We start from the raw sequence: 25949 nt of genomic DNA, 5'->3' as shown, positions 1-25949 counted from the left end.
GCGTCACGGACGCTCCCGAAGAGGGGGCGCCAGGAGGCCGCCGACCCGTGTACCCGCGCGGATCGGCGACCTAGACTCGATCGAAGAGCGCACGATCCACCCGCCGCCCGCAACAGCCCCTGCCGTCGGTCCCGACCCGAAGAGGGGGCCATGGCCAGACGCCTGCCGTCGTCCCCGCCGGTGCTGCCGGGGTTCGCGTACGTGACGGTCCTCGGATCCGGCGGCTTCGCCGACGTGTTCCTCTACGAGCAGGACATGCCGCGGCGCCAGGTCGCCGTGAAGGTCATGCTCGCCGAGATCGTGACCGACCGGCTGCGCGCCATGTTCCGCGCCGAGGCCGACCTCATGGCGCAGCTGAGCGCGCACCCGTCGGTGCTCACCGTGCACCAGGCGTCCGTCGCCGCCGACGGGCGCCCGTATCTCGTGATGGAGCTGTGCTCGTCGAGCCTCAGCGACCGGTACCGGCGCGAGCCGCTGGGCGTCGCCGAGGCGCTGCGCATCGGGATCCGCATCGCGAGCGCCGTGGAGACCGCCCACCGCGCCGGCGTGCTGCACCGCGACATCAAGCCCGCGAACATCCTCACGACCGCGTTCGGGCACCCCGTGCTCAGCGACTTCGGCATCGCGTCCACGCTCGAGGACGCGGCGGCGACCGACGCGGTGGGCCTGTCGATCCCGTGGTCGGCGCCCGAGGTGCTCGCCGAGGAGAGCCCGGGCACCGTGCGGAGCGAGGTGTGGTCGCTCGCGGCCACCGTCTACTCGCTGCTCGCCGGCCGCAGCCCCTTCGAGGTGCCCGGCGGGCAGAACGCGCCCGCCGACCTCGTGGCCCGGATCCAGCGGGCCCGGCCGCTGCCGACCGGGCGCGCCGACGTGCCCGAGCGGCTCGAGCTGGTGCTGCGCCGCTCCATGTCGCGCGACCCGTCGGCACGTGCGGAGTCGGCGCTGGCGTTCGTGCGCGAGCTGCAGGCGGTGGAGGCGGAGCTGCGGCTCGCGCAGACGCCCCTCGAGGTCGCGAGCGAGGACTGGGCGTCCGCGGTGCGGGCGGGCGACGACGAGGACGACGACCCCACGCGCGTGCGCGGCATCGTGCAGGTGGATCCGGGGGCCGCGGGCGCGGGCGGCGTGCGCCGTGCGCGGCGGAAGGCCACCGCCACCGCGGGACGCGCGACCCCGGGTCGCGGCGGCGCGCCCGCCGCGCGTGCGGTCATCGGCGGCGTCGGCGTGCGCTCGGGCGGTCCGTCGACGGCGTCGGCGTCGGATCCGGTGCGCGCGGCGTCCGCGTCGGTCGGCCGCTCCGGATCCGGGCCCGTCGGCGCGTCCGTCCCCGGCCGATCCGCGGCGTCCCGCCCCCGGTCCTACATCGCCCGGCACCGCATCGCGCTCGTCGCGGCGGCGTCCGGCGCGGTCGTCGCGAGCGTGCTCGTCGGCGTGCTGCTCGGCGGCTCCGGCGGCGGCACCGCCGCGCGCGACATCCCCGTGGTCGGCGAGATCCGCGCATCCGCCGTCGCCGACGGGGTGCTGTTCTCCTGGAGCGACCCGGGCCTCGACGCCGACGACGCGTACCAGGTGGTGCGCGACGGCGGCCTGCCGAGCACGCAGCGCGACACCTCGTTCCGCGTGACGAGCGGCGCGGCCGGCGCGACGGGCACGGGCGACCGCGCCTGCATCCGGGTCACCGTCACGCGCGACGGCATCGCCGGGGCGGCGTCGACCGAGAAGTGCGCGGAGCTGCCGCGATGATCCGCGACTGGATCCGCCGCCACCGCCAGGCCGCGACGACCGTCACGGGCGGGGCCGTCGTGCTCGCCCTCCTCACGGGCTTCGCCCTCGTCTCCGACGGCTACGACGCGCAGCGCGTCGACCTCGACGACGGCTCGGTGTGGGTCGTCAACTCCGCGCAGCAGGCGATCGGCCGCGCCAACACGTCCGTGCTCGAGCTCGACAGCGTCGTCGACTCCCGCAGCGAGGACATCGACGTGCTGCAGGGGGGATCCACCGTGCTGCTCGCCGACCGCGGCGCCTCCCGCCTCGACGTGGTGGACGACGCGACGAGCGAGGTGGTCGACACGGCGCCGCTGCCCGCGGGCGCCGAGGTCATGCTCGCCGGGTCGCGCGCCGCGATCCTCGTGCCCGCCACCGGCCAGCTCTGGCTCGTGCCGGTGGCCGGGCTCGCCGCGTTCGACGCCGCGAGCGCACCGACCCTCGCGCTCGGCGCGGACGCGGTCGCGTCGATGGACGACGACGGCACGCTCCTCGTGTACTCCGCCGACGCGGGCACGCTCTCGCGCATCCGCGCCGCGACCGACGACACGGTCGAGGAGACCGTGGACGTCGGGCCGGTGGGCGCGCCCACGGAGGAGCAGGCGGAGGCCGCGGCCGACCCGGCGGCGGCCGTCGCGGGCGAGACCGTCGCGGCGGGGGATCCCGGCCGGCCGGCCGGGCAGCGCCTCGCGCTCACGGGCGTCGACGGGCACTGGGCGCTGTACGACGCCGACGCGCGCGCCCTCCTCGTCGACGGGCGCGCGGTCGACCTCGCCGGATCCGTCGCCGCCGACGCGCGCGTCGCCCTGCAGCGCGCGTCGGCGGACGGCCGCGGCGTGCTCGTCGCGCACACGGGCGGGCTCCTGGAGGTGCCGGTCGCGGGCGGGGATCCCGTGGTCGTCACCGCGGACGTCCGGGGCGACCCCGCGCGTCCGGTCCGCGTCGCCGGCTGCGAGCACGCGGGCTGGGCGGACGGATCCGGCTGGCAGCGCTGCCTCGCCCCCGCGACGCTCCCCGACGAGGTCGCGGGCGACGCGCGGCGCACCGACCGCGGGGCCGTGAGCGGCCTCGGCGCGATGCCGGCGCAGGCGGCCCTCCGCTTCCTGGTCGACGGCGCGCGCGTGGTGCTGAACGACGTGCGCGGCGGGGCGGCGTGGGCCGTGCAGCGCGGCGACGGCCGCATCGACAACTGGTCGGACCTCATCGACCGCGACCGCTCCGACACCGTCGTCGAGCAGAACACGGCCGACACCCCGCCCGAGGCCGATCGCGTGCAGCAGCCGCCCGTCGCGGTGGACGACGACCTCGGCGCGCGCCCCGGCCGCACCACCGCGCTGCCCGTGCTCCTCAACGACCACGACCCGAACGGCGACGTGCTCGTCATCGACTCCGTCACGCCCGTCGACGCGGAGGTCGGCGCGGTCGACATCGTGGACGAGGGCCAGGGCCTCCAGCTCGCGCTCCGGCCGCAGGCGTCCGGGACGGTGCGCCTCTCCTACGTCGTGAGCGACGGCCGCGGCGGCACGGCGACGGCCGACGTGCGCGTGGCCGTGCGCACCGCCGACGAGAACGCGCCGCCCGTCCAGGCGCGGCCCGCAACGGGCACGGTGGCCGAGGGCGACCGGCTCCAGGCCGACGTGCTGGGCGGCTGGTACGACCCCGACGGGGATCCGATGTACCTCACGCGCGCGAGCGTCGCCCTGCCGGACGTCGTCAGCTGGAAGCCCGAGGGCCGCGTGGTCTACGCGGACGCGGGGGCCGGCGGCGACACGCGCACGGTCGCGCTCCATGTGTCCGACGGGCGCGAGGAGGGATCCGGCGAGCTGGTCGTCACCGTGCGCCGGGCCGGCGACGTGCCGCTCGTGGCCGAGGGCTTCGTCGTGCAGGCTGCGGTCGGGCGCGAGGTGACGGTGGAGCCGCTCGCGCACGCGCGCGGCGGGAGCGGCGCGATCCGGCTGGCGGCCGTGCCCGCGCGGGCCGGAGTGCAGATCACGCCCGACCTCGAGGCCGGCACCTTCCGCCTCCAGGGCGGCCAGGTGGGCACGCACCTCCTCGAGTACACGGTGACCGACGGGCGCGCGACCGCGACGGGCGTCGTTCGGGTCGAGGTGCGCGGCGCGCCCGAGTCCGACGGCCGGCCCGTGACCGTGCCGCACACCGTGTTCGTGCGCGAGCTCCAGGCGACCGACGTGGACGTGCTCGCCACCGACTTCGACCCCGCGGGCGGCGTGCTCGTGATCACCGACGCGGCCTCCCCGGGCGACGCCGTGGGCGTGCGGGCGGAGGTCGTGCAGCAGCGGCTGGTGCGGATCAGCCTGACCCGGCCGCTCGACGGGCCGGTGGACGTGGGCTACCGGGTGAGCAACGGCGTGGCCGAGGCCGAGGGCGTCATCACCGTGATCGAGGTGCCCGAGCCCGCCGTGCGCCAACCGCCCGTCGCGACCGACGACCGGGTGGCGGTGCGCGTGGGCGACGCGGTCGACGTCCCCGTGCTCGCCAACGACGAGCAGCCCGACGGCGACGCGCTGCGCCTCGACCCCGTGCTGGTGGACCCGCTGCCCGAGGGCGCCGGCCTCCTCTTCGCGAGCGACGACCGCCTGCGCTACCTCGCGCCCGACCGCACGGGCGACTACACGGCCGTCTACCGCGCCGTCGCGCCCGACGGCCAGTGGGCGACCGCGACCCTCACCATCTCGGTGCGCGAGGCCGACGTCGCGACCAACGCGGCGCCCGTGCCGCGCCCGCTCACCGCGCGGGTGCTCGCGGGCGAGACCGTGCGGATCCCCGTGCCGCTCACCGGCATCGACCCCGACGGCGACTCCGTGCGCCTCCTCGGGCAGGACACCGGGCCCGAGAAGGGCCAGGTCACCGAGGTCGGGCCGGACTGGATCGACTACCAGGCGGGCGACTACTCCACCGGCACCGACGCGTTCGGCTACGCGGTCGTCGACGGGCTGGGCGCGCGGGCGAACGGCACGGTGCGCGTGGGGATCAGCCCGCGCGTCGAGGGCGCGCGCAACCCCGTCGCCACCGCGGACACCGTGACCGTGCGGCCCGGCCGGGTGCTGCGCGTGCAGGTGCTCGCCAACGACACGGACCCGGACGGCGGCGCCCTCGAGCTCGTCTCCGTGCAGCCGCAGGCCGCCGGCGTCGTCGCGGGGCTCGACGGCGACACCGTGCGCGTCGTCGCGCCCGACCAGGCCGGCCGCTACGGCTTCGTCTACGGCGTGCGGAACCAGCGCGGCGGCACCGACGAGGCGTTCCTCACGGTCATCGTGGATCCGGCCGCGCCGCCCACCCGGCCCGTCGCGCGCGACACCGTGCTCCAGCTCTCGGACGTGCTCGACCGCACGAGCGTCGACGTCGACGTGATGCGCAACGTCTTCTCCGCGGAGGGCGACGTCTCCGCGCTCGTGGTGAGCGTGGGCGCGGGCTACGAGGACGTGGCGCGCGTGACCCCCGACGGGCGGATCCGCGTGGAGGTCGGCGACGCGCGCCGCATCGTCCCCTTCACCGTGGCGCAGCCCGACGATCCCGCCATCTCCGCGACCGCGTTCATCTGGGTGCCCGGCTTCGAGGACACGCTGCCGCAGCTGCGCGTCGGCCAGCCGCGGCCCACCGTCGCGAGCGGGGAGCGGCTCGTGCTCGACCTCGACGACCACGTGGTCGCGGCCGGCGGGCGCTCGGTGCGGATCGCCGACCCCAACGCGCTCTCCGCGACGCACGCCGACGGCCCGGTCGAGCTCGTGGACGAGGACGCCATCGCGTACCGCAGCGAGCCCGGGTACTTCGGGCCCGCGGCGATCTCCTTCACGGTGACGGACGCGGACGGCGACGGCGGGCGCACGGCCGCGCTCGTGCTGCCCGTCACCGTCACGCCCACCGAGAACCAGCCGCCCGTGTTCACGGGCGCCGTCATCGACCTCGAGCCCGGGCAGTCCAAGGACATCGACCTCGGCCGCCTCACCACCTACCCGTACGCCGACGACCGCGGCCAGCTCGCGTTCGCGGTGGACGGGGCCGTCGCCGCCGGGTTCCGCGCGACGGTCGACGGCGGCACGCTGCGGATCTCCGCGGACGAGGGCGTGCCGACGGGCACCGCGGCCTCGTTCCCCGTCCGCGTCCGCGACGCGACGCAGACGGGCCGCGCGGGCCGAGTGGACCTCCGGGTCGTGCCGTCGACCCGCCCGCTCGCGCAGCCCGCGACGGACGAGGGCAGCGTCACCCGCGGATCCACCACGAGCATCGACGTGCTCGCGAACGACCAGGCCGGCAACCCGTTCCCGGGCACGCCGCTCACGGTCGCCTCCATCCGCGGCGCGGACGGCGCGAGCCTCCCCGCGGGCGTGACCGTGACCCCGTCCGCCGACCGCGCCACGCTCGCGGTCAGCGCGTCCGCCGACGCGGAGCCCGGCGACGTGCGCGTGCAGTACGAGGTGCGCGACGCCACGGGCGACGCGGGCCGGGCCGCGTTCGGCACCGTCGTGATCCACGTGCAGGACCGCCCGGGGCCCGTCACGGCCCTGCGCGCCACCGGCTTCGCCGACCGCTCGCTGACGGTCGCGTTCGAGCCGGGCGTCGCCAACGGGTCCGCGGTCACCGGCTATCGGGTGCGCGTGCTCCGCGGCGGCACGGCGACCGCCACCGTGACCTGCCCGTCGACGACCTGCACCGTGCCCACCCCGGGCAACGGGCCGACGGACGCCGTGCAGGTGGAGGTGCGGGCCGTCAACGGCGTGGGGGAGTCGGACCCCGTCGCGATCTCCGGCCTCTGGTCCGACGTGCTCCCCGCGGCGCCCGCCGGCCTCGCCACCCAGCCGCTCGCGGACGGCCTCCGCGTCTCGTGGCAGCCGTCCGCCGTGCCGTCGTCGTCGAGTCCCGTCACCCAGTACGTCGTGACGGTCGGCGGCATCACCCGGCAGGTCGCCGCCGACGCCACGAGCGTCGAGGTGCGGGATCCGTCGCTCGTCGCCGAGGTGCCCGTCGCCGTGAGCGTGGCCGCGCGCAACGGCGCCCAGGTGCAGGACGCGACCGCGTGGCTCGCGGCGTCCGTCGTCGGCACGCCCCGCGGCGCCCCGACCGCGACCGGCGCGCCCTCCGCGGTCGCCGACCCGGCGGACGAGACGCGCGTCACCGTGTCGTGGCCGGCGTTCTCCGGCCCGGGCGTCGACGGGATCCGCTACCTCGTCGCCGCGCACGCCCCCGGGTCCGCGCCCGGCTGCTCGGTCGCCACCGAGGGCGTGACGCCGTGGTCGGCCGACCACGGGCCCGCGGTCGACGTGGGCGGTGCGACCAGCCACGTGTTCACGGGCCTCGCGAGCGACCAGCCCGTCGCGTTCACCGTGCTCGCCGCCAACAGCCAGGGGTGCACGGTCGTCGGCGCGGGTGAGCTCACGCCGCGCACCGCGCCCTCCACGCCCGTCGTCACGGTCGACCCGCCGCGCGGCGACCGCCCGTCCGACGACGGCGTCTTCCGGGCGCGGCTCGCCGACGCGCGCTACCGGCCGGGCAGCGCCTCCGCGTCGGCGACGCTGCTGTACCGCGTCGACGGCCAGGGCGACGGCGTGCCGGTCGGCGTCGGCCAGGCGCTCACGCTGCCGCGCCCGGGCGCCGCGGCGTCGATCCAGGTGCGCGTCGTCGAGGACTCGGGCGACGGGCGCCCGCGCTCGAGCGGCTGGTCGGATCCCGTGACCGCCGGCACCGCCGTGGACGCGCGCGCCGGCGACGTGCGGTTCGCGACCGACGCGTCGGGCGGCGCGACCGTCTCCTGGACCTCCACGCCGCCCGCCGGCAGCGGCTACGCCCGCACCGAGCGGCGCTGCGGCGGCCAGGGCGCGTGGACCGACGCGTCCTCGGGCGCCGCCGGATCCTGCGCGATCCCGGCGGGCGTCGAGCGGATCCTCGAGGTGCGCGTCACCGCGAACTCGGGCACCCTGTACACGTACGCCCACCGCGGATGACGGCCGACCCCGCGGCCCTCCCGCCGGAGGATGCGGCCGCACCCGAGAGGCACGCCCCCATGACGATGACCGCCGACGAGGCCCGCGCCTTCCAGGACGAGTTCGCCCGGCTCGTGCGCAACGTGGAGCAGGTGCTGCTCGGCAAGTCCCACGTGGTGCGCCTCGCGTTCGCGGCCATGGTCACGGGCGGGCACCTGCTGCTCGAGGACGTGCCCGGCACCGGCAAGACCTCGCTCGCGCGCGCCATGGCGCAGACCGTCGACGGCACGCACAGCCGCGTGCAGTTCACGCCCGACGTGCTGCCCGGCGACATCACGGGCGTCAGCGTCTACGACCAGCGGACGGGCGAGTTCGAGTTCCACCGCGGGCCGGTGTTCGCGAGCATCGTGCTGGCCGACGAGATCAACCGCGCGAGCCCGAAGACCCAGTCGGCCCTCCTCGAGGTGATGGAGGAGGGCCGCGTCACGGTCGACGGCGAGCCCCACGACGTGGGCGACCCGTTCATGGTCATCGCGACCCAGAACCCGATCGAGCAGGCGGGCACCTACGCGCTGCCCGAGGCGCAGCTCGACCGGTTCCTGCTGCGCACCTCCATCGGGTACCCCGACCACGAGTCGATGCTGCGGATCCTGCAGGGCGCGTCCGTGAGCGCGCACGACGTGACGCTCGCGCCCGTCGCGTCGGCCGCGTCCGTGCGGGCGCTGCAGGAGCGCGCGGGCACGGTGCACGTGGATCCCGCGATCGCCGACTACGTGGTGCGCCTCGTCGACGCGACGCGCGTCGCGCCCGAGGTGCGGCTGGGCGCGAGCGTGCGCGGCGCCCTCGCGCTCGTGCGCGCCGCCCGCACCTGGGCCGCCGCCGACGGCCGGCACTACGTGGTGCCCGACGACGTGAAGGCGCTCGCCGAGCCCGTGCTCGCGCACCGCCTGCTGCTGGATCCCGAGGCCGAGTTCGACGGCGTGACCCCCACGAGCGTGCTGTCGCAGATCCTCATCGAGACCGCGCCGCCTCGCGACCGGCACGCCGGGGCGCCGTTCCCGGGCGACGGCGCGGCCGGATGAGCGCGGTCGGGACGGGCGCCCGGCCCGGTCCCGGCGCGGATCCCGTCGTCGCCGCATCGCCCGCCGCCGAGGGCGTCGCCGCCCCGCCGGCGACCGACCCGCCCCGGAACGCGCTCGTCCGCCTCCTCGGGGTGGTCACGCCCCTCGGCCGGGTGGTCGCCATCGCGGCGGTCGTCGCGGGCGCGGCCGGGTACGCGCTCGGCTGGCGAGAGCTCGTCGCCGTCGCCTGGACCTCCGCGGCGCTGTGGGTCGTCGCGCTCCTGCACCTCGTCGGGTCCTCGGGCGTCGAGGTGTCGCTCCGCCTCCCGCGCGACCGCGTCGTGGCGGGGGAGCGCGCGCCCGCGACGGTCGCCGTGCGGAACCCGCTGCGGCGCCGGGCCGTGGGCCTCACGGTCGAGGTGCCCGTGGGATCCGGGCTCGCCGAGATCCACGTGCCCTCGCTCGCGCACGGCCACACCCACGAGGACGTGTTCGTCGTGCCCACCTCGCGCCGCGGCGTGATCGCCCTGGGGCCGGCCCGCATCGTGCGCGGCGACCCGATCGGGCTGGTGCGCCGCGAGTCCGCCGAGGCCGCCGCGACCCGGCTGCTCGTGCACCCGCGCACGCTCGCGATGCCGAGCACCAGCACGGGCTTCGTCCGCGACCTCGAGGGCCGGGCCACGCGCGACCTGACCGACAGCGACGTGTCGTTCCAGTCGCTCCGCGAGTACGTGCCGGGCGACGCCGTGCGGCACATCCACTGGCGGTCCACCGCGAAGACCGGCGTGCACATGGTGCGCCGGTTCGAGGAGACCCGGCGGAGCCACATCATGGTCGCGCTGTCGCTGCACGCGGCGGACTACGGGGCGGCGGACGCGGAGGACGCCGGCGGCGGGCCGCAGGCGGGCGGCGAGCCGGGGATCCCCGCGGGCGGCACCACGGTCGCGGCCGGGCGCGCGGCGGGCGCGCTCCCCGGATCCACCGCCGACGCCGAGTTCGAGCTCGCCGTGAGCGTCGTCGGATCCCTGGGGGCGCGCGCCATCGTCGACGCGCGCACCGTCGCGGTCGTCGCGAGCGCCGACCGCGGGGGCCGCGCGCGCCCCCGTCGCCTGCCCACCGTCCCCACGCTCCCCGGCCTCGCGCGCACCGCCCGGCGGCCCGGCCCCGCCGCCTCCCGCTCCGCGCGCCTGCGCCGCCTCGCGACCGTGTCGCGCGACCGCCTCCTCGACGACCTCGCCGAGATCGGCGCGGACGACCGCGCGGCCCCGCTCGGGGAGCTCGCGCGCGCCGCGGCCGACGAGGTCGCGGGCGTCTCCGTCGTCTTCCTCGTCTGCGGCACGGGTGCCGCGCCCGCCGCGATCCGCTCGGCCGCGGTCGGCTTCCCGCCCGGCGTGCAGGTGGTCGCGGTCGTCTGCGACCCCGAGGCGGAGCCCGGCCTCCGCCGCCTCGGCGACCTCAGCGTCCTCCGGATCGGCTACCTCGACGACCTGCGCCAGGCGCTCCGTCGGAGCGCCTCGTGAGCGCGGCGCGCGGCCGTCCCCGCGTGCCCGCCGGGGCCCGCGACCCCGGCCGCACCCTCGTCCCGGTCCTCGCGATCGCCCTCCTCACGGCCCTCGCCGCCGCCGCCTTCTGGCCCGTGCACCGCGACGCGTCCTTCCTCCGGATGGCGGGGGCCACCCTCGCGGTCGGCACGCTCGTGGCCGTCGCGGGCGCGCGCCTGCGGTGGGGGAGCGCCGTCGTCGCGGGCGCCGTGGTCGTCGCGTTCCTCGCGCTCGGCGTGCCGCTCGCGGTGCCGTCGCGGGCGGTGGACGGCTGGCGGCCCACGCTCGACGGCCTCGGCGAGCTCGTCGAGGGCGCGTCCCTCGGCATCGTGCGGCTGCTGACCATCGCGCTCCCGGTCGGCGACTACCAGGCGCTGCTCGTGCCCGCGTTCGTGCTCGTGCTGCTGGGGTCCACGATCGGCGTCACCGTGGCGCTCCGCAGCCGGCGGCCCGAGCTCGCGGTGATCCCGTCCCTCGTGATCCTCGTCCTCGGCGCCGCCCTCGGCCCCGACCGCAGCCAGGGCCCCGACGCGCCCGACGCCTCGGGCCTCCTCCTGCCGCTCGCGCTCGCGTGGCTCGCGACGGCCCTCCTCTGGATCGCCCGCTGCCGCTGGCGCCGCCGGCACCGCGCCGTCCGCCGCCTCGGCCGGCAGTCCGGGATCCCCGTGGAGTCCGCCGCCGACCGGCGCCGCTCGGGCACGCGCGCGGGGATCTCCGCGGTCGTCGTCCTCGCCGTCGCCCTGGTGGCCGGCGTCGCCGCGACGGCCGCGGCCCCGCCCGAGGCGTCGCGCACGGGCCTCCGCTCCGCGGTCGAGCAGCCGTTCGACCCGCGCGAGCAGGTCAGCCCGCTGTCGTCCTTCCGCACCTACTGGAAGGCGCCGACCGCGGACGAGACGCTGCTCACCGTCGCCGGCCTCCCCGCGGGCGGCCGCGTGCGGCTCGCCGCGCTCGACACCTACGACGGCGTCGTCTACGGCACGGGCGGCGCGCGCGGCAGCGTCGCCGCGTCGCGCACCGGCCAGGCGTCGGGGACGTTCGCGCGCGTGCCCTACCGCCTCGACCAGACGGGCGTCCCGGGCGACCGCGTCACCCTCGACGTCGTCATCGACGCGTACCGCGGCGTGTGGCTGCCGGGCGCGGGCCGCCTCGAGCGCATCGGCTTCGCGGGCGACGACGGGCGCCTCGCCGACTCCTTCTACTACGACGACGCCACGGCCACGGGCGCCGTGATCGGCGGCCTGGCCGCGGGCGACGCCTACGAGCTCGAGGCCGTCGTCGCCTCGACGCCGCCGCTGGAGTCCCTGGCGGACGAGCGCCCGGGCGACGCGGTCGCCCCGCGGCCCACCGGCGTGCCGGACGCGGTCGAGGCCCGCGTCGAGGCGTCCACCGCCGCCCCGGACGGCGCGACCGCGGGCGGCACGGACGCCGGCGTCGGCACGTCCGCCGCGCCCGGGGCCCGGCTCGTCGCCGCGATCTCCGCCCTCCGCGCCGACGGCTACGTCAGCCACGGCGTGGGCGACGCGCCGTTCAGCCGCTCCGGGCACTCCGCCGAGCGCATCGCCGACCTCCTCACCACCCGGCCGATGCTGGGCGACGCCGAGCAGTACGCGGTCGCGGCCGCCCTCCTGGCCGACGACATCGGCTTCCCGGTGCGCGTCGTCATGGGCTTCGCGCCCGGCGAGGCGGCCGTGCGCGAGGCCGCCGGCGCGCCCGTCGCGGTCCGCGGATCCGACGTCACCGCGTGGATCGAGGTGGACACGGCATCCTCCGGCTGGGTCGCGGTGGATCCGAACCCGCCCGTCCGCGACGTCCCCGACGCCCTGCCCGACGAGCCCACCGAGGTCGCCCGCCCGCAGACCGTGCTGCCGCCGCCCGTCGAGGAGCAGGCCGAGCCCGAGGACCGCACGCCGCCCGACGCGAGCCGGGACGACCGGCCGGAGGCGGATCCCGCGCTCCAGGCCGTGCTCGCCGCCGTGCGCGTGGCGGGGTGGTCGCTCCTCGCGCTCGGACTCGCGGCCTCGCCGTTCCTCGCGGTGGTGGGCGCGAAGGTCCGTCGGCGACGCCGCCGGCGCCGTGCCCCGGACGCGCGCGCCCGCGTCGGCGGGGCGTGGGACGAGTTCCGCGACGGCGCGACGGACCGCGGCCTCGTGCCGCCCGTCGCCGCCACCCGCCGCGAGGTCGCGCGGCTCGCGGGCGTCGGCGGCGCGCGCGGGCTCGCGGACGTGGCGGACGAGTCGGCGTTCGCGCCGGGCGACGTGCCGGATCCGCTCGCCGACGCGGCCTGGCGCCGCGTCGACGAGCTCGCCGCGCGCATGGACGCCGGGCGGACGCGGCGGCAGCGGCTGCGCGCGCTCGTGTCGCTCGCGTCGCTGCGGGGCGGTCGGGGCATCCCGGGCGCCCGCGCCGCTCGACGCCGACGGCGTCGCTGACGTCCCCTCCCCAGGAGGCGCGTCCGCCCGCCGTCCCCGGATCCGGTCCGCCCGCGCGGTCCCGCGCGCGCGACGTGGTGTCGTCGCCCCGTGGACATCGCCCGCCCCCGTCGCCCCTGCCCGCCCCGCCGCCGCCGTTCCCCGTGCTCGGCGTCGCGGCGCCGCTGGTGGTGAGCGTCGCCGTCTGGGCGGTCACGCGGTCGCCGTACGCGCTGCTGTTCGCGGCCCTGGGGCCCGTGGTCGCCGTCGCGGGCGTCGCCGACCAGCGCATCTCCGGCCGCCGGTCCGCCCGCCGCGCCGCGCGGGAGGCGCGGGCCGCGGCCGAGCGCCTGCACGACGAGGTGCGGGCGCGCGTCGCCGCCGCGGGCGCGGCGCTCCGGTCCCGCGCGCCGTCCGCCCGCGAGATCCTCGACGGGCACGCCAACCCGGCGCTCCTCTGGCGGGCGGATGCCGGTGGCGGGGCGGCGCCCGTCCTCGCGCTCGGCATCGGCGAGGTGCCGAGCGGGCTGGTCTGGCGGGGGGATCCGCGGGCGCGCGTGCCCGTCGCGGCAGCGCCCGGCCGTCGCCGCGTCCGCCCGCGCGCGTGGCGGGCGCGGCGGTCGCCCTCCGGTGCCGGGCCGACGGCGGGCGAGCCCGCGCTCTGGACGGACCTCGTCCGCTGGGTCCCCGACGCGCCCGTCCTCGTCGCCTCCACGGGCGGGCTCGGGCTCCGCGGCGGCGCCGCCCTGGTCGCGCCCGTGCTGCGGGGCGCCGTGGTCCAGCTCGTCCACGCCCTCCCGCCGGACGACCTCCGCATCGTGTCCCGCCCGCCCGGCCCCGAGTGGGACTGGCTGGAGCGCCTTCCGCACGCCGCGGAGGGCCTCCGCACGGACGCCGGCGCGCCGGGGAGCCGGGCGCCTCCGCCGTGCGGCTCCGGCTCGGCGCGCGCGAGGTGGTGCTCGCCGCGGCGCCGCGGGTCGAGTCGCTCCCGGCCGCGTGCCGCACGGTGCTCGACGTCCGCGGTCCGGGCGTCGCGCGGATCCTCGCGGCCGACGCCGCGCCCCACGCCCCGGCCGCGCCCCCGGGCCGGACGCTCCGCTCCCGCCCGACCCGGCGGGGGACGCGCCGCACGCGCCGTCCGTCCCCGCGGGCGACGCGTCCGCCCGGCTCACCCGCACCGGGCTGGTGCGGCCCGAGCTCGTGTCCCTCACGGAGGTGGAGCGCCTCGCCGACGAGCTGGCCGCGCTGGCCCGCCACCGCGGGCTCGCGGCGGCCCGGCCGCCCCTCCCGGCGCGGGTGCCGTTCGCCGACCTCCCCGTCGCCGTCGATGCGGCGGACCGCCCGGGCACCCTGGCGGCCGTCGTGGGCGTCGGGCACGCGGGTCCCGTCACGGTCGACCTCGTCGCCGACGGCCCGCACGCCGTCGTCGCGGGCACGACGGGCAGCGGCAAGAGCGAGCTGCTGGTCACCTGGATGGCGGCCCTCGCCGCGGCCCACCCGCCCGAGGAGGTCACCGTGCTCCTCGTCGACTTCAAGGGAGGAGCGGCGTTCGACCCGCTCCTCGTCCTGCCGCACGCGGTCGGCCTGGTCACCGACCTCGACGGGCAGGGAGCCAGGCGGGCCCTCGAGAGCCTGCGCGCCGAGATCCGCCATCGGGAGCGGACCCTGCGCGAGGCCGGCGCCCGCGACGTGGACGATCCGGCCGCCACCGGGATCCTGCCGCGCCTCGTCATCGTCGTCGACGAGCTCGCCGCCCTCCTCGCCGACCAGGACGGGCTGCACGAGGTCGTCGCCGACATCGCCGCCCGCGGCCGCTCGCTCGGCATGCACCTGGTCCTCTGCACGCAGCGCCCGGCGGGCGTCGTGCGCGACGCGGTGCTCGCCAACTGCGACCTGCGGCTGTCGCTCCGCGTCAACAACGAGGCCGACAGCCGAGCGCTCCTCGGCACGGTCGAGGCCGCGCGCCTCGCCGACGCGCCGGTCGGGCGGTGCCTCGTGGGCGCGCACGGCGCTCCCGCCCGGCCCATCCAGGTCGCGGTCACGACCCCGGACGACCTCGCGCGCATCGCCGCCGCGCGGTGCACCTCGGTGCCCGTCCGGCGCCCGTGGCTGGATCCGCTCCCCGCGGTCGTCCCGCTCGCCGACCTGGCGGCGTCCGCGCCCGGGGCATCCCCGGGCGGGCCCCCTGCGGTGCCCTTCGCCCTCGTCGACCTGCCCGCGGAGCAGCGGCGCACCACGGCCGTCTGGCGACCCCCGACGGACGGGCACCTGGTCGTGGTCGGCGGTCCGGGATCCGGCCGGAGCACCTGCCTGCGCACCCTCGCGGCATCCGCGACCGCGACCGGCGTCGAGGCGCGGACGGTCCCCGCCGATCCGGAGGGCTGCTGGGACGCGCTGACCGCCGTGGTGGCCCGCATCCGCGACCCCGGGGCCGGGAGGGACCCGCTCCTCGTCCTGGTCGACGACCTCGACGTCGCCGTCTCGCGCCTGGAGGCCGAGCACCAGGCGGCGCTCCTCGAGCTCGTCGGCGTCATCGCCCGGGAGGGCCCGCCCGCGGGGTGGCGCTCGCGGTGGCCGGCCGTCGCCCGGCCGGGCCGCTGCAGGTCGTGTCCGCGGCCGCGGGCCCGCCCGTGATCCTCCCGTTGCCGACCCGGCAGGAGCACGTCCTCGCGGGCGGGGACGCGCGCCTCCACGACGCCCGGGCCACCCCCGGCGCGGGGGAGTGGCGCGGCGAGCGGATCCAGGTGGCGCAGCCGCCCGCGGACGCGCCCGCGACGGACGGGTCCGCCGCCCGAGCGTCGGATCCCGCGCCGCCCGTGGTCCTCGACCCCGACGCTGCTCACGCCCTCGTGACGGCGTCCCCCGTCGCGGCCGTCGCGCGCCTCCGCGCCCTCGGCGTCGACGCCGTCGAGGCCGCCGACCTGCCGCCGGGCTGGCAGCCGGGCCCCGCGAGGCCTCCCACGGTCGTGGTCGCGGATCCGGACGGCTGGCTGCCGCGCGGCCCGCTCCTGTCGGCCATCCGCCGCACCGGCAGCGTCGTGCTCGAGGGCTGCGCGCCGCGGGACGTGCGCACGCTTCTGCGCGTCCGCCAGGTGCCGCCACCGCTCGCGCCCGTCCCCGGACGCGCGTGGCTCGTCACCCCGGCCGGCGACGTGCGGCGCGCCACGTGGCCGCCGCGCACGGCGGCCGGAGCGACGCCGCCCGGGACGGCGTCGCCCGCAGGAGTCAGCCGATGAGCGTCGGCGACACCCGGATCTCGCCGACGGGCACGCCGCCGCCGAGCACCACGAGGTCGAGGTCGGGGCGCACGCGCTCCACGTCGTCGCGCGTGATCGCACCCGCCGCGGCGAGCAGCTCGAGCGCCACGATGGTGGATGCGCGGAGGCTCCCGTCGAGCGTCTTGGACGCCACGGTGGTCCCGTCGGGAGCGGTCATGATCATGATCCCCTCGGCCCCGCCCTTGGCGAAGAGCCCGAGCTGCTCGATCACCACGGTGTTCGCGCGGCCGGGTCCGTCGATGGCCCAGCCGTGCGCGCGCACGGCGGCCGTGAGCGCGGCCGCGTGTCGGTACAGCGCGAACGGCGAGCCGGGAGCGGAGGAGGCGATGCGGTGGATCCCGCGCGCCAGCGCCGTGAGCGACATCGCGTGCACGGGCGCGCCGCAGCCGTCCACGCCGGTCGTCGCGATGCGCTCGCCCGTGAAGCGCTCGACCACGTCGCGGATCCGCACCTGCAGGGGGTGGTCCGGGTGCAGGTAGTCCTCGGTCGACCACCCGTTGGTGGTGCACGCGAGCAGCATCGCGGCGTGCTTGCCGGAGCAGTTCATGTAGACGGGGGAGGCGGGGATCCCGGCGCGCACGAGCTCGTCGCGCGCGGCCCGGTCGAGCGGCCAGTCGGCGGGGCAGCGAAGGGCAGACTCGTCGAGCCCGGCCTTCGCGAGGATCCCGCGCACCACCTCCACGTGCCGCGCGGTCGCCGCGTGGCTGGCCGTGGCGAGCACGTGCTCCTCCTCGGTGAGCTCCGCGCCGCTCGCCAGCACCGCGAGCGCCTGGAACGGCTTCATGCTCGATCGCGGGAAGACGGGCGTGGTGGCGTCGCCGACCTCGCGCAGCACCTCGCCCTCGCCGGAGAGCACGACGGCCGCGCCGATGTGGCGCGACTCCACGAACCCGCTGCGGTCGAGCACCGCGAGCTCCACGGCGCCCTGGACGGGGATCGTCTCGACGGTCGCCGCCATCAGAGCGCCCGGAACGCGTCGGCGATCACGCCGAGGGCGTCGTCGAGCAGCTCCTCGGAGATCGCGAGGCTGGGCAGGAAGCGGAGGACGTTGCCGTACGTCCCGGCCGTGAGGATGATCACGCCGTGCGCGTGGCAGTACGCGGCGATGGCCGCCACGGCGTCCGCGTTCGGCTCCTTCGTGGTGGATCCGGTGCCCTGCTGCACGAGCTCGATCGCCGTCATCGCGCCGATGCCGCGCACGTCGCCGATGATGTCGTGCTCCTGCTGCAGCGCCGTGAGCGCACGGTGCAGGTGGTCGCCGATGCGCGTCGCCTCGGCGAGCAGGCCGTGCGCCTCGATCGCCTCGAAGACGGCGACGGCGGCCGCCGCCGCGACGGGGTTGCCGCCGAACGTGCCGCCGAGCCCGCCGGGGAGCGCCGAGTCCATGATCTCGGCGCGGCCGGTCACGCCCGCGAGCGGCAGGCCGCCCGCGATGCCCTTGGCGGTGAGCACGAGGTCCGGCACGAGGCCGAGGTGCTCGCTCGCGAAGAAGCGCCCGGTGCGCGCGAGCCCCGACTGGATCTCGTCGGCGATGAAGACCACGCCGTTCGCCGTGCACCACTCCTGGAGCGCCGGGAGGAAGCCGTCCGCGGGCACCATGAAGCCGCCCTCGCCCTGGATGGGCTCGGCGACCACGCACGCGAGGTCGCTCGCGCCGATGCGCTTCTCGAGGTACGCGATGGTGCGCGCCGCGGCCTCGGCCCCGGAGAGGCCGTCGTGATAGGGGTACGAGCTCGGCGCGTGGTAGACGTCGCCGGCGAAGGGCCCGAATCCGGTGCCGTAGGGCGACGCCTTGTAGTTCATCGCCATCGTCAGGTTGGTGCGGCCGTGGTACCCGTGGTCGAGCACCGCCACCGCGCGACGGCCCGTGTGCTTGCGCGCGATCTTCACGCCGTTCTCCACGGCCTCCGCGCCCGAGTTCACGAGCACGGTGCGCTTCTCGTGCGTGCCGGGCGTGTGCTCCGCGAGCAGCTCCGCCACGCGCACGTACTCCTCGTACGGCGTCACGGTGAAGAGCGTGTGGATCACGTCGCCGAGCTGCTCGGTCGCGGCGTCCACGACCTCCCGGCGCGTGTGGCCGACGGTGGTCACGCCGATGCCGGCGCCCAGGTCGATGAAGCGGTTGCCGTCCACGTCCTCGACGACCGCGCCGTGGGCGCGAGCGATGTAGACGGGCAGCAGCGACGAGACGCCGGGCGGCACGACGCGCTTCCGGCGCTCGTGCAGCTCGCGGGAGAGCGGGCCGGGGATCTCCGTCACGATGCGTCGCTCCTGCGGCACCTCGGGGCGCGCGTCCCGGGCGGACGCGGCGGGGGAGTCGGTGGCGGAGCCGGCAGGGGTGCCGACGCGGGCGGAGTCCAGGGTGTCTGTCATGATCCGGCGATCCTACCGGCGGGCGCCGCCGGATCCAGGAGGGCCGCGGGCCCGGCCGCTAGCGTGATCCCATGCAGATCGAGCACCGCTACGCCCTGTCCCTCGAGTGGACGGGCGACCGCGGATCCGGCACGTCCGACCACCGCTCCTACGGCCGCGACCACGTCGTGCGCGCCGCCGGGAAGCACGACCTCCTGGGATCCGCCGACCGCCCGTTCCGCGGCGACGTCGACCGCTGGAACCCCGAGGAGACCCTCATCTCCGCGCTCGCGCAGTGCCACCTGCTCAGCTACCTGCACGCGGCCGCGGCCGCGGGCGTCGTCGTCGTCGGCTACCGCGACGAGCCCACCGGCACCATGCGCCAGACGGACGGCGGGGGCGGGCACTTCGTCGAGGTCACCCTGCGCCCCGTCGTCACCGTGCGGGATCCCGCCCAGGTCGAGCTCGCCACCTCGCTGCACCAGGGCGCCTCCGAGCGGTGCTTCATCGCGGCGAGCGTCGCCTTCCCCGTGCACCACGAGCCGCGCACGGTGGTCGAGGGCGCCCCGACGGCCGGGACGCCGGGTCCTCCCCAGCGCCCGGCCGGCTGACGGCAGCTCCCGTTCCACCCCTGTCAGGCGGCCCCCGGCCGCGTCGGGCAGACTGTGCGGGTCCCTCCCACATACCTGGTGCGTCCGGCGCGCCGATGAAAGCGACTCCCGTGAAGCGACGCATCCCCCTCACCCTGGCCGCGGCCGCCGTCCTGGCGCTGTCCGCCTGCTCCGGCAGCGGCACGCCGGACGCGGATCCGTCCGCGAGCCCCACGGCCGGCGCACGCACCGCGGGGGCCTCCTGCATCGACACCCCGTCGGGCGACGCGTCGAAGTCGGTCAAGGTCTCCGGCGACTTCGGCTCGGCGCCCCAGGTCACGGTCGACGGTCCCCTCACGGTCGACACGACCGAGCGCACCGTCGTCACCGAGGGCGACGGCGCCGAGGTCGCCGCGGGCGCCACCGCGAACATCGCGCTCGCGGCCTACAACGGGAAGACCGGCGAGGCCATCTCGCAGCTCGCCTACAACGCCGACGCCCCGCTCCCCGCCACGCTCGACGACAGCGCGCTCGTCCCCGGCGTCGTCCGCGCGGTGGAGTGCACCACGGTCGGCTCCCGCGTCGTCGCGGTCGTCCCCGCGGCGGACGGCTTCGCGGCCGACCAGGCCTCGCAGCTCGGCCTCGGCGCCGACGACCCCATCGTCATCGTGGTCGACGTGCTGAGCCAGGTCCCCACGCGCGCCGACGGCGTCGACCAGCCGGCGCCCGAGGGCTTCCCGACGGTCACGCTCGCCGACGACGGCGCGCCCACCATCACCATCCCGGACGCGGCCCCGCCCGCCGAGACGAAGATCGCGAACCTCAAGGTCGGCGACGGCCCCGAGGTCACCGACGGCGCCAACGTCACCGTCCAGTACACGGGCATCAACTGGAACACCAAGAAGGTCTTCGACTCGAGCTGGGACAAGGGCGGCAAGCCCGTCTCGTTCCAGACGAGCGGCGTCATCCCCGGCTTCACGAAGGCGCTCGTGGGCCAGAAGGTGGGCTCGCAGGTCATCGCGATCATCCCGCCCGCCGACGGCTACGGCGACAAGGGCCAGGGCGACGACATCGGCGGCACCGACACCATCGTGTTCGTCGTCGACATCCTCGGCACCCAGTCCGCCCCGGCCCAGTAGGAGCAGCCGTGCGCCGCGTCATCGTCCTCGGGTCCACGGGCTCGATCGGCGTTCAGGCCCTCGAGGTCATCGCACGCCACCCCGAGCGGTTCGAGGTGGTCGGGCTCGGCGCCGGAAGCAAGCGCGAGGCCCTCGCCGAGCAGGCGCGCGTCGCGGGCGTCGAGCACACGGCCCTCGGCGCCGACGAGGCGGAGCAGCTGATCCGCTCGGTGGACGCCGACGTGGTGCTCAACGGCATCACCGGATCCGTCGGGCTCGGTCCCACGCTCGCCGCGCTGGAGGAGGGCCGCACCCTCGCCCTCGCCAACAAGGAGTCGCTCATCGTCGGCGGCGAGCTGGTGCGCTCCCTCGCGAAGCCGGGCCAGCTCGTCCCCGTCGACTCGGAGCACTCCGCCATCGCGCAGGCGCTGCGCGGCGGCACGGCCGAGGAGGTCCGGCGCCTCGTCGTCACGGCGTCCGGCGGACCCTTCCGGGGACGCACCCGATCCGAGCTCGAGCACGTCACGCCGCGCGAGGCGCTGGCGCACCCCACGTGGGACATGGGCCTCGTCATCACGACGAACTCGTCCACCCTCGTGAACAAGGGCCTCGAGGTCATCGAGGCGCACCTGCTCTTCGACGTGCCCTACGAGCGGATCGACGTCGTCGTCCACCCGCAGTCGCTGGTGCACTCCATGGTCGAGTTCATCGACGGGTCCACGCTCGCGCAGGCGTCGCCTCCGGACATGCGCCTCCCCATCGCGCTCGGCCTGGACTGGCCGCACCGCATGCACGACGTGGGCGTCCCCATCGACTGGACCCGCGCCGCCACCTGGACCTTCGAGCCGCTCGACGACGAGGCGTTCCCCGCCGTCCTCCTGGCCAAGCAGGTCGGCGCGGCCGGCTCGACGTACCCGGCCGTCTACAACGCCGCGAACGAGCAGGCGGTCCAGGCGTTCCACGCGGGACGCGCCGGCTTCCTCGACATCGTCGACACGATCCGCCGCGTCGTCGACACCCACGCGCCGGCGTCCGGTCCGCTCACGCGCGAGTCGCTGGCGGAAGCGGAGCGCTGGGCGCGCGCCGAGGCCGACCGCGTGCTGGGCGGCTGACCGGCAGGTCGGACGCCTGCGGATCCCGCAGCCGCACGAGGCGGGGCGGCGGAGGGACCGGGCCGCGGCCCCTCGGCACGCGGATCAGCCGTTCCCGTTCCCGCCGTTGCCGTTCCCGGAGCCGCCGTTCCCCGGGTTCCCGGCTCCGCCGTTCCCGTTCCCGTTCCCGTTGCCGTTGCCGTTCCCGTTCCCGGGACCGCCGCCGCCGGCCGGGCTCGGGCTCGGGGACGGCGAGGGGGACGGGCTGGCCGTCCGGGTCGGCGTCGGGGTGGGCGACGGGGTCGGCGCGTCCGAGCGAGCGGGCGTGGGTGACGGGGCCGGCGTGCGCGAGGGGGTCGGCGTCGGCGTGGACGGCGCGGCATCGCGCGCGGCCTCCAGCTGCGCGCGCACGGCGTCGATGCGGGCGATGACCTCGTCGTGCCGGGCCTGGTCGATGGACCCGTCCGCGAGGTCGGCCTCGACGGCCGCGCGGAGCTCCTCGAGCTGCGCGAGCGCCTTGGCGTAGTCGCCGTCGGCGGACGACCGCGTCACCGAGAGCGTGCGCTGCTGGAGGTCGTCGAGCGCGCGGTCCTCCGGGGTGGAGGATCCCGCGCAGCCGGCGAGGAGCAGGACCGTCGTGGTGGCGGCCGCGAGGCCGACGGAGGCGCGCGAGCGGAGCGTGCGGCGGGTCGATGTGCGGATCACGGGGCGTCCTCCACGCTCTTCTGCAGCTCCTCGAGGCTGGCGCCCAAGGGTCCGGGGACGGACGGGTACGCGGGGTCGTGGGTCTGCATCGACGTGACGGTCACGACGCCGACCACGGCGGCCGCGGCGACCAGGACCGAGACCACCGCGATGCTGAGGGCGCGGGTGCCCCGGCGCGTGGTGCCGTCGCGGTCCGACGCGGCGGGACGGGCGGGCTCCGCGGGCGCGGTGCGGGCGGTCGGGGCGCCTAGGCCGACGGCCGTCGCCGGCGCGGCGCCGAACCGCTCCGTGCGCGCATCCCGGTCCGCGAATGGACCGGCGCCGGCGGCAGCACCCGCGGCGCCGGCAGCGCCGAACGCGGCGGCGTCCGCCGCGGGCAGCACGCGCGTCGAGGCGGCGGTCGGCTCGTCCACCGCGGACGCGGGAGCGCGCCCGGTCCGCAGCTCCGCGGCGACCTCGCGTGCGGTCGGCCGGGCGGCCGGATCGCGCCGGGTCATGCGGGAGAGGAGGTCCACCCACGCCGTGCCGAGCCGGGCGGGGATCTCCGGGTCGCGCACCACGCGCGCCATGGTCGACTCGGCGGCCGTGCCCGGGAAGGTGCGGCGTCCGGTGAGGCACTCGAGGAGCACCAGGCCGAGCGCGTAGACGTCTGTCGGCGCGCCCACCGCCTCGCCGAGCGCCTGCTCGGGGCTCAGGTAGCTGACGGTGCCGACGATGGATCCGGTGGAGGTGAGGCGCGTGCCGTCGACGAGGCGGGCGATGCCGAAGTCGGTCAGCTTCGCGACGGACGGCTCGTCGGGCGCCTCGGGTCGGGCGAGGAGCACGTTCGCCGGCTTGACGTCCCGGTGCACGACGCCGCGGCGGTGGACGTAGCCGAGCGCGTCGGCGAGGATCCCGCCGATGCGCGCCACCTCGGGCCCGGGCAGCGGGCCCTCCTTCATGCGGTCGGCGAGCGTGGTGCCGTCGACGATCTCCATGACGATGAAGGCGAGCACGCGGTCGGCGACCACGTCGTCGCCCACGTCGAACAGCGTGACGAGGCCGGGGTGGCTGAGGCCCGCGAGCATGCGCACCTCGCCCTCCTGGCGCTCGACCTCGCCGGGGTCGGCGGAGTCGGTGGCGAAGACCTTGACGGCGACCTCGCGGCCCAGCGTCTCGTCGGAGGCGCGGTACACGGTGGCCATGCCGCCGCGTCCGAGCAGGCCGCTGATGCGGTACCGGCCGGCCAGCAGCGTGCCGGCGAGGCCGTCGGTCCGTTCTCCGGGCATGGGGGCACCTCTCGTCAGGGTCCCAGCGTAGTGCGGGGCTCCTGCGCGGGACCCGGCGGCACCGCCGCGCGTGCCCGGCCGATCCGCGCCACGGCGGCGTCCGCCCAGGGTGCGGGAGGTAGCCTCTCCCACCATGGACGGCGTCTTCCTCTACATCCTCGGGGTGCTCATCATCGTGGTCGGCGTCGCCGTCTCCATCGGCCTCCACGAGGTCGGTCACCTGGTGCCCGCGAAGGCCTTCGGCGTGCGCGTCACGCAGTACATGATCGGCTTCGGCCCCACGATCTTCAGCCGCCGCAAGGGCGAGACCGAGTACGGCGTGAAGGCCATCCCGCTCGGCGGCTACATCTCCATGATCGGGATGTTCCCGCCGCAGAGCTCCCGCGCCGGCACGAGCAGCACCGGCATCGCGCAGCTCGTCGGGCCCGACTCCCGCCGCGACGCCGCGCCCGACGCCGGATCCCCGGCCGCCCCCGACGCCGACGACCGCGCCGGCCGCGGCTTCTTCGACCTCCTCGTGCAGGACGCCCGCCAGGCGAGCGCGGAGAGCGTCGGCGACGAGGAGGACCGCGCCTTCTACAGGCTGCCCGTCCTCAAGCGCATGGTGATCATGCTCGGCGGTCCGGCCATGAACTTCCTGCTCGCGATCGTGCTGTTCGCGATCGTGCTCTGCGGCTTCGGCGTCACGACCCCCACCACCACGGTCGGCCAGGTGAACGCGTGCATCGTGCCCGCCGGATCCACCGCGTCGGCGGATCCCGCCACCTGCCCCGCCGGCGCCCCCGCGGCCCCGGGCGCCGCGGCCGGCCTCCAGCCGGGCGACACCGTCGTCAGCATCGACGGCACGCCCATCACCGCGTGGGACCAGGTCACCGGCATCGTGCAGGTGTCCGCGGGGAAGGAGCTCGACGTCGTCGTGGACCGCGACGGCGCCCGTGAGACGCTCGCGATCACACCCGTGCTGACGCAGCAGGCCGTCATCGGCCAGCGCGGCGCCCCCGAGGTCGACGAGCAGGGGAACCCCGTCACCCGCGAGGTCGGCCTCATCGGCTTCAGCCCCACGCAGGCCGTGCAGCAGCAGCCCCTGTCGGCCGCCTTCACGACCACGGGCGAGAACATGGCCGCGGTCGGCAACCTCATCCTGAACCTCCCGCAGCGGCTGGTGGACGTCGGCCGCGCGGCCTTCGGCGGAGGGGAGCGCGACCCCAACGGCCCCATGAGCGTGGTCGGCGTCGGCCGCGTCGCGGGCGAGATCGCGAGCCTCGACGAGACGCCGGTCGCGTCGCGCGCCTCCGCCATGATCGGGCTCGTCGCGTCGCTCAACGTGGCGCTCGGCATGATCAACCTGCTGCCGCTCCTGCCGCTCGACGGCGGCCACGTGCTCGGCGCGATCGTCGAGGGCGTCCGCCGCTTCCTCGCGAAGGCGTTCGGTCGCCGCGATCCCGGGCCGGTCGACGTGGCGAAGCTCATGCCCGTGACGTTCGTCGTCGTGATCCTCTTCGGCGCCATGAGCGCGCTGCTGATCTTCGCCGACCTGGTGAACCCCGTCCGCCTGACCTGACCGCCGTCGCGCCGCCCGCGCCCCCGACGCACCGGGCGCGCAGGAATCGGACGTAGGCTCTTCACCGTGCCAGCAGTCAATCTCGGAATGCCGAAGGTCCCTGAGGTCCTCGCGCCCCGTCGGAAGACCCGTCAGATCAGCGTCGGCAAGGTGAAGGTGGGCGGCGACGCCCAGGTCAGCGTCCAGTCGATGACGACCACGCAGACGACCAACATCAACGCCACGCTCCAGCAGATCGCCGAGCTCACGGCCACCGGCTGCGACATCGTGCGCGTGGCCGTGCCGCACCAGGACGACGCGGACGTGCTGCACATCCTGGCGAAGAAGAGCCAGATCCCGATCATCGCGGACATCCACTTCCAGCCGCGCTACGTCTTCACGGCCATCGACGCGGGCGTCGGCGCGGTGCGCGTCAACCCCGGCAACATCCGCAAGTTCGACGACCAGGTCGGCGCCATCGCGAAGGCCGCCAAGGCCGCGGGCACCTCCATCCGCATCGGCGTCAACGCCGGATCCCTGCACCCGAGCCTCCTGCAGAAGTACGGCAAGGCCACCCCCGAGGCGCTCGTCGAGTCCGCCGTGTGGGAGGCCAGCCTCTTCGAGGAGCACGACTTCCACGACTTCAAGATCTCGGTCAAGCACAACGACCCCGTCATCATGGTGAAGGCCTACCGCCTCCTCGCCGAGCGCGGCGACTGGCCCCTCCACCTCGGCGTCACCGAGGCCGGCCCCGCCTTCCAGGGCACCATCAAGAGCGCGACCGCGTTCGGGATCCTGCTCTCCGAGGGCATCGGCGACACCATCCGCGTGTCCCTCTCCGCGCCGCCGGCCGAGGAGGTGAAGGTGGGCCTGCAGATCCTGCAGTCGCTCAACCTCCGCGAGCGCAAGCTCGAGATCGTCTCCTGCCCGAGCTGCGGCCGTGCCCAGGTCGACGTCTACTCGCTCGCCGAGCAGGTCACCGAGGGCCTCAAGCACGTCAACGTGCCGCTGCGCGTCGCGGTCATGGGCTGCGTCGTCAACGGACCCGGCGAGGCCCGCGAGGCCGAGCTCGGCGTCGCGTCCGGCAACGGCCGCGGGCAGATCTTCGTCAAGGGCGAGGTCATCAAGACCGTGCCCGAGGCCGAGATCGTCCAGACCCTCATCGAGGAGGCGAACCGCCTCGCCGCGGAGATGCCCGCCGGATCCATCGGCAGCCCCGAGATCCTGGTCTAGCCCACCTCTTCCCACCCGCCCGCGCAGGCGGCGTGCGTCCGCGCGCGCCGTCCGCGCGTAGGCT

Annotated in this window: 16 protein-coding genes; 12 read left to right on the top strand and 4 right to left on the bottom strand. The window is 76.8% G+C overall.

Features of this window, described 5'->3' with window-relative positions; all coding sequences use genetic code 11:
• Window positions 1–150: 150 nt before the first annotated feature.
• The 7 genes from AES38_RS10585 (at window position 151) to AES38_RS16335 (ending at window position 15946) form a co-directional block, all read left to right on the top strand.
• Entirely contained in the window at window positions 151–1740 is a 1590-nt protein-coding gene (locus AES38_RS10585) for a serine/threonine-protein kinase (RefSeq protein WP_053774944.1), read from the top strand.
• Entirely contained in the window at window positions 1737–7721 is a 5985-nt protein-coding gene (locus AES38_RS10580) for an Ig-like domain-containing protein (RefSeq protein ID WP_053774943.1), read from the top strand. Before AES38_RS10585 ends, AES38_RS10580 begins: the two co-directional genes overlap by 4 nt.
• A 59-nt stretch (window positions 7722–7780) precedes the next feature.
• Window positions 7781–8782 carry an AAA family ATPase gene (locus tag AES38_RS10575; protein WP_053774942.1) on the top strand — a complete coding sequence of 334 codons (1002 nt, stop codon included), beginning with the start codon at window positions 7781–7783 and terminating at the stop codon, window positions 8780–8782.
• Window positions 8779–10281, top strand: a complete 1503-nt coding sequence (locus tag AES38_RS10570; protein WP_053774941.1) for a DUF58 domain-containing protein — start codon at window positions 8779–8781, stop codon at window positions 10279–10281. Before AES38_RS10575 ends, AES38_RS10570 begins: the two co-directional genes overlap by 4 nt.
• Window positions 10278–12731, top strand: a complete 2454-nt coding sequence (locus AES38_RS10565) for a transglutaminaseTgpA domain-containing protein (protein WP_053774940.1) — start codon at window positions 10278–10280, stop codon at window positions 12729–12731. Before AES38_RS10570 ends, AES38_RS10565 begins: the two co-directional genes overlap by 4 nt.
• Window positions 12732–13910: 1179 nt before the next feature.
• A complete protein-coding gene (locus AES38_RS16340; RefSeq protein WP_256998807.1) occupies window positions 13911–15344 on the top strand; it encodes an FtsK/SpoIIIE domain-containing protein in 1434 nt (477 codons plus the stop codon).
• Complete coding sequence (locus AES38_RS16335; RefSeq protein ID WP_256998806.1) at window positions 15341–15946, top strand: hypothetical protein; 606 nt, start codon at window positions 15341–15343, stop codon at window positions 15944–15946. Before AES38_RS16340 ends, AES38_RS16335 begins: the two co-directional genes overlap by 4 nt.
• Here the strand turns inward: AES38_RS16335 and AES38_RS10555 are convergent.
• Entirely contained in the window at window positions 15936–16946 is a 1011-nt protein-coding gene (locus tag AES38_RS10555) for an asparaginase (protein WP_053774939.1), read from the bottom strand. The two genes, AES38_RS16335 and AES38_RS10555, sit on opposite strands and share 11 nt — an antisense overlap.
• Window positions 16946–18361: a 4-aminobutyrate--2-oxoglutarate transaminase gene (gene gabT / locus AES38_RS10550; protein ID WP_053774938.1), complete on the bottom strand. Its 1416-nt coding sequence runs from the start codon at window positions 18359–18361 to the stop codon at window positions 16946–16948. The genes AES38_RS10555 and gabT overlap by 1 nt, the downstream gene beginning before the upstream one ends.
• A 71-nt stretch (window positions 18362–18432) precedes the next feature.
• Here gabT and AES38_RS10545 point away from each other — a divergent pair, with 71 nt between their 5' ends.
• From AES38_RS10545 to AES38_RS10535, 3 genes are all read left to right on the top strand, one after another.
• Window positions 18433–18951 (top strand): OsmC family protein, encoded by a 519-nt coding sequence (locus AES38_RS10545; protein ID WP_053774937.1) that lies wholly within the window; start codon window positions 18433–18435, stop codon window positions 18949–18951.
• A gap of 110 nt (window positions 18952–19061) precedes the next feature.
• Window positions 19062–20069, top strand: a complete 1008-nt coding sequence (locus AES38_RS10540) for an FKBP-type peptidyl-prolyl cis-trans isomerase (protein ID WP_244629159.1) — start codon at window positions 19062–19064, stop codon at window positions 20067–20069.
• An 8-nt stretch (window positions 20070–20077) separates the two neighbouring features.
• Window positions 20078–21160, top strand: coding sequence for a 1-deoxy-D-xylulose-5-phosphate reductoisomerase (locus AES38_RS10535; RefSeq protein ID WP_053774935.1), 1083 nt, complete (start codon window positions 20078–20080; stop codon window positions 21158–21160).
• Window positions 21161–21244: 84 nt separating this feature from the next.
• On the opposite strand, the gene AES38_RS10530 is transcribed toward AES38_RS10535, so the two are convergent.
• Together AES38_RS10530 and AES38_RS10525 are read right to left on the bottom strand one after the other, a co-directional pair.
• On the bottom strand, window positions 21245–21844 hold the full coding sequence (locus tag AES38_RS10530; RefSeq protein WP_053774934.1) for a hypothetical protein: 600 nt from the start codon (window positions 21842–21844) through the stop codon (window positions 21245–21247).
• Entirely contained in the window at window positions 21841–23112 is a 1272-nt protein-coding gene (locus AES38_RS10525) for a serine/threonine-protein kinase (protein ID WP_053774933.1), read from the bottom strand. The genes AES38_RS10530 and AES38_RS10525 overlap by 4 nt, the downstream gene beginning before the upstream one ends.
• A gap of 133 nt (window positions 23113–23245) precedes the next feature.
• Here AES38_RS10525 and AES38_RS10520 point away from each other — a divergent pair, with 133 nt between their 5' ends.
• Complete coding sequence (locus AES38_RS10520; RefSeq protein WP_172404153.1) at window positions 23246–24673, top strand: M50 family metallopeptidase; 1428 nt, start codon at window positions 23246–23248, stop codon at window positions 24671–24673.
• A 66-nt stretch (window positions 24674–24739) separates the two neighbouring features.
• A complete protein-coding gene (gene ispG, locus AES38_RS10515) occupies window positions 24740–25885 on the top strand; it encodes a flavodoxin-dependent (E)-4-hydroxy-3-methylbut-2-enyl-diphosphate synthase (protein ID WP_172403766.1) in 1146 nt (381 codons plus the stop codon).
• Window positions 25886–25949: the final 64 nt, after the last annotated feature.

It is taken from the genome of Clavibacter capsici (assembly GCF_001280205.1).
Classification (GTDB): Bacteria; Actinomycetota; Actinomycetes; order Actinomycetales; family Microbacteriaceae; genus Clavibacter; species Clavibacter capsici.
The sequence above is the reverse complement of the archived record's forward strand: the minus strand, read 5'-3'. Positions and strand labels throughout refer to the sequence as shown.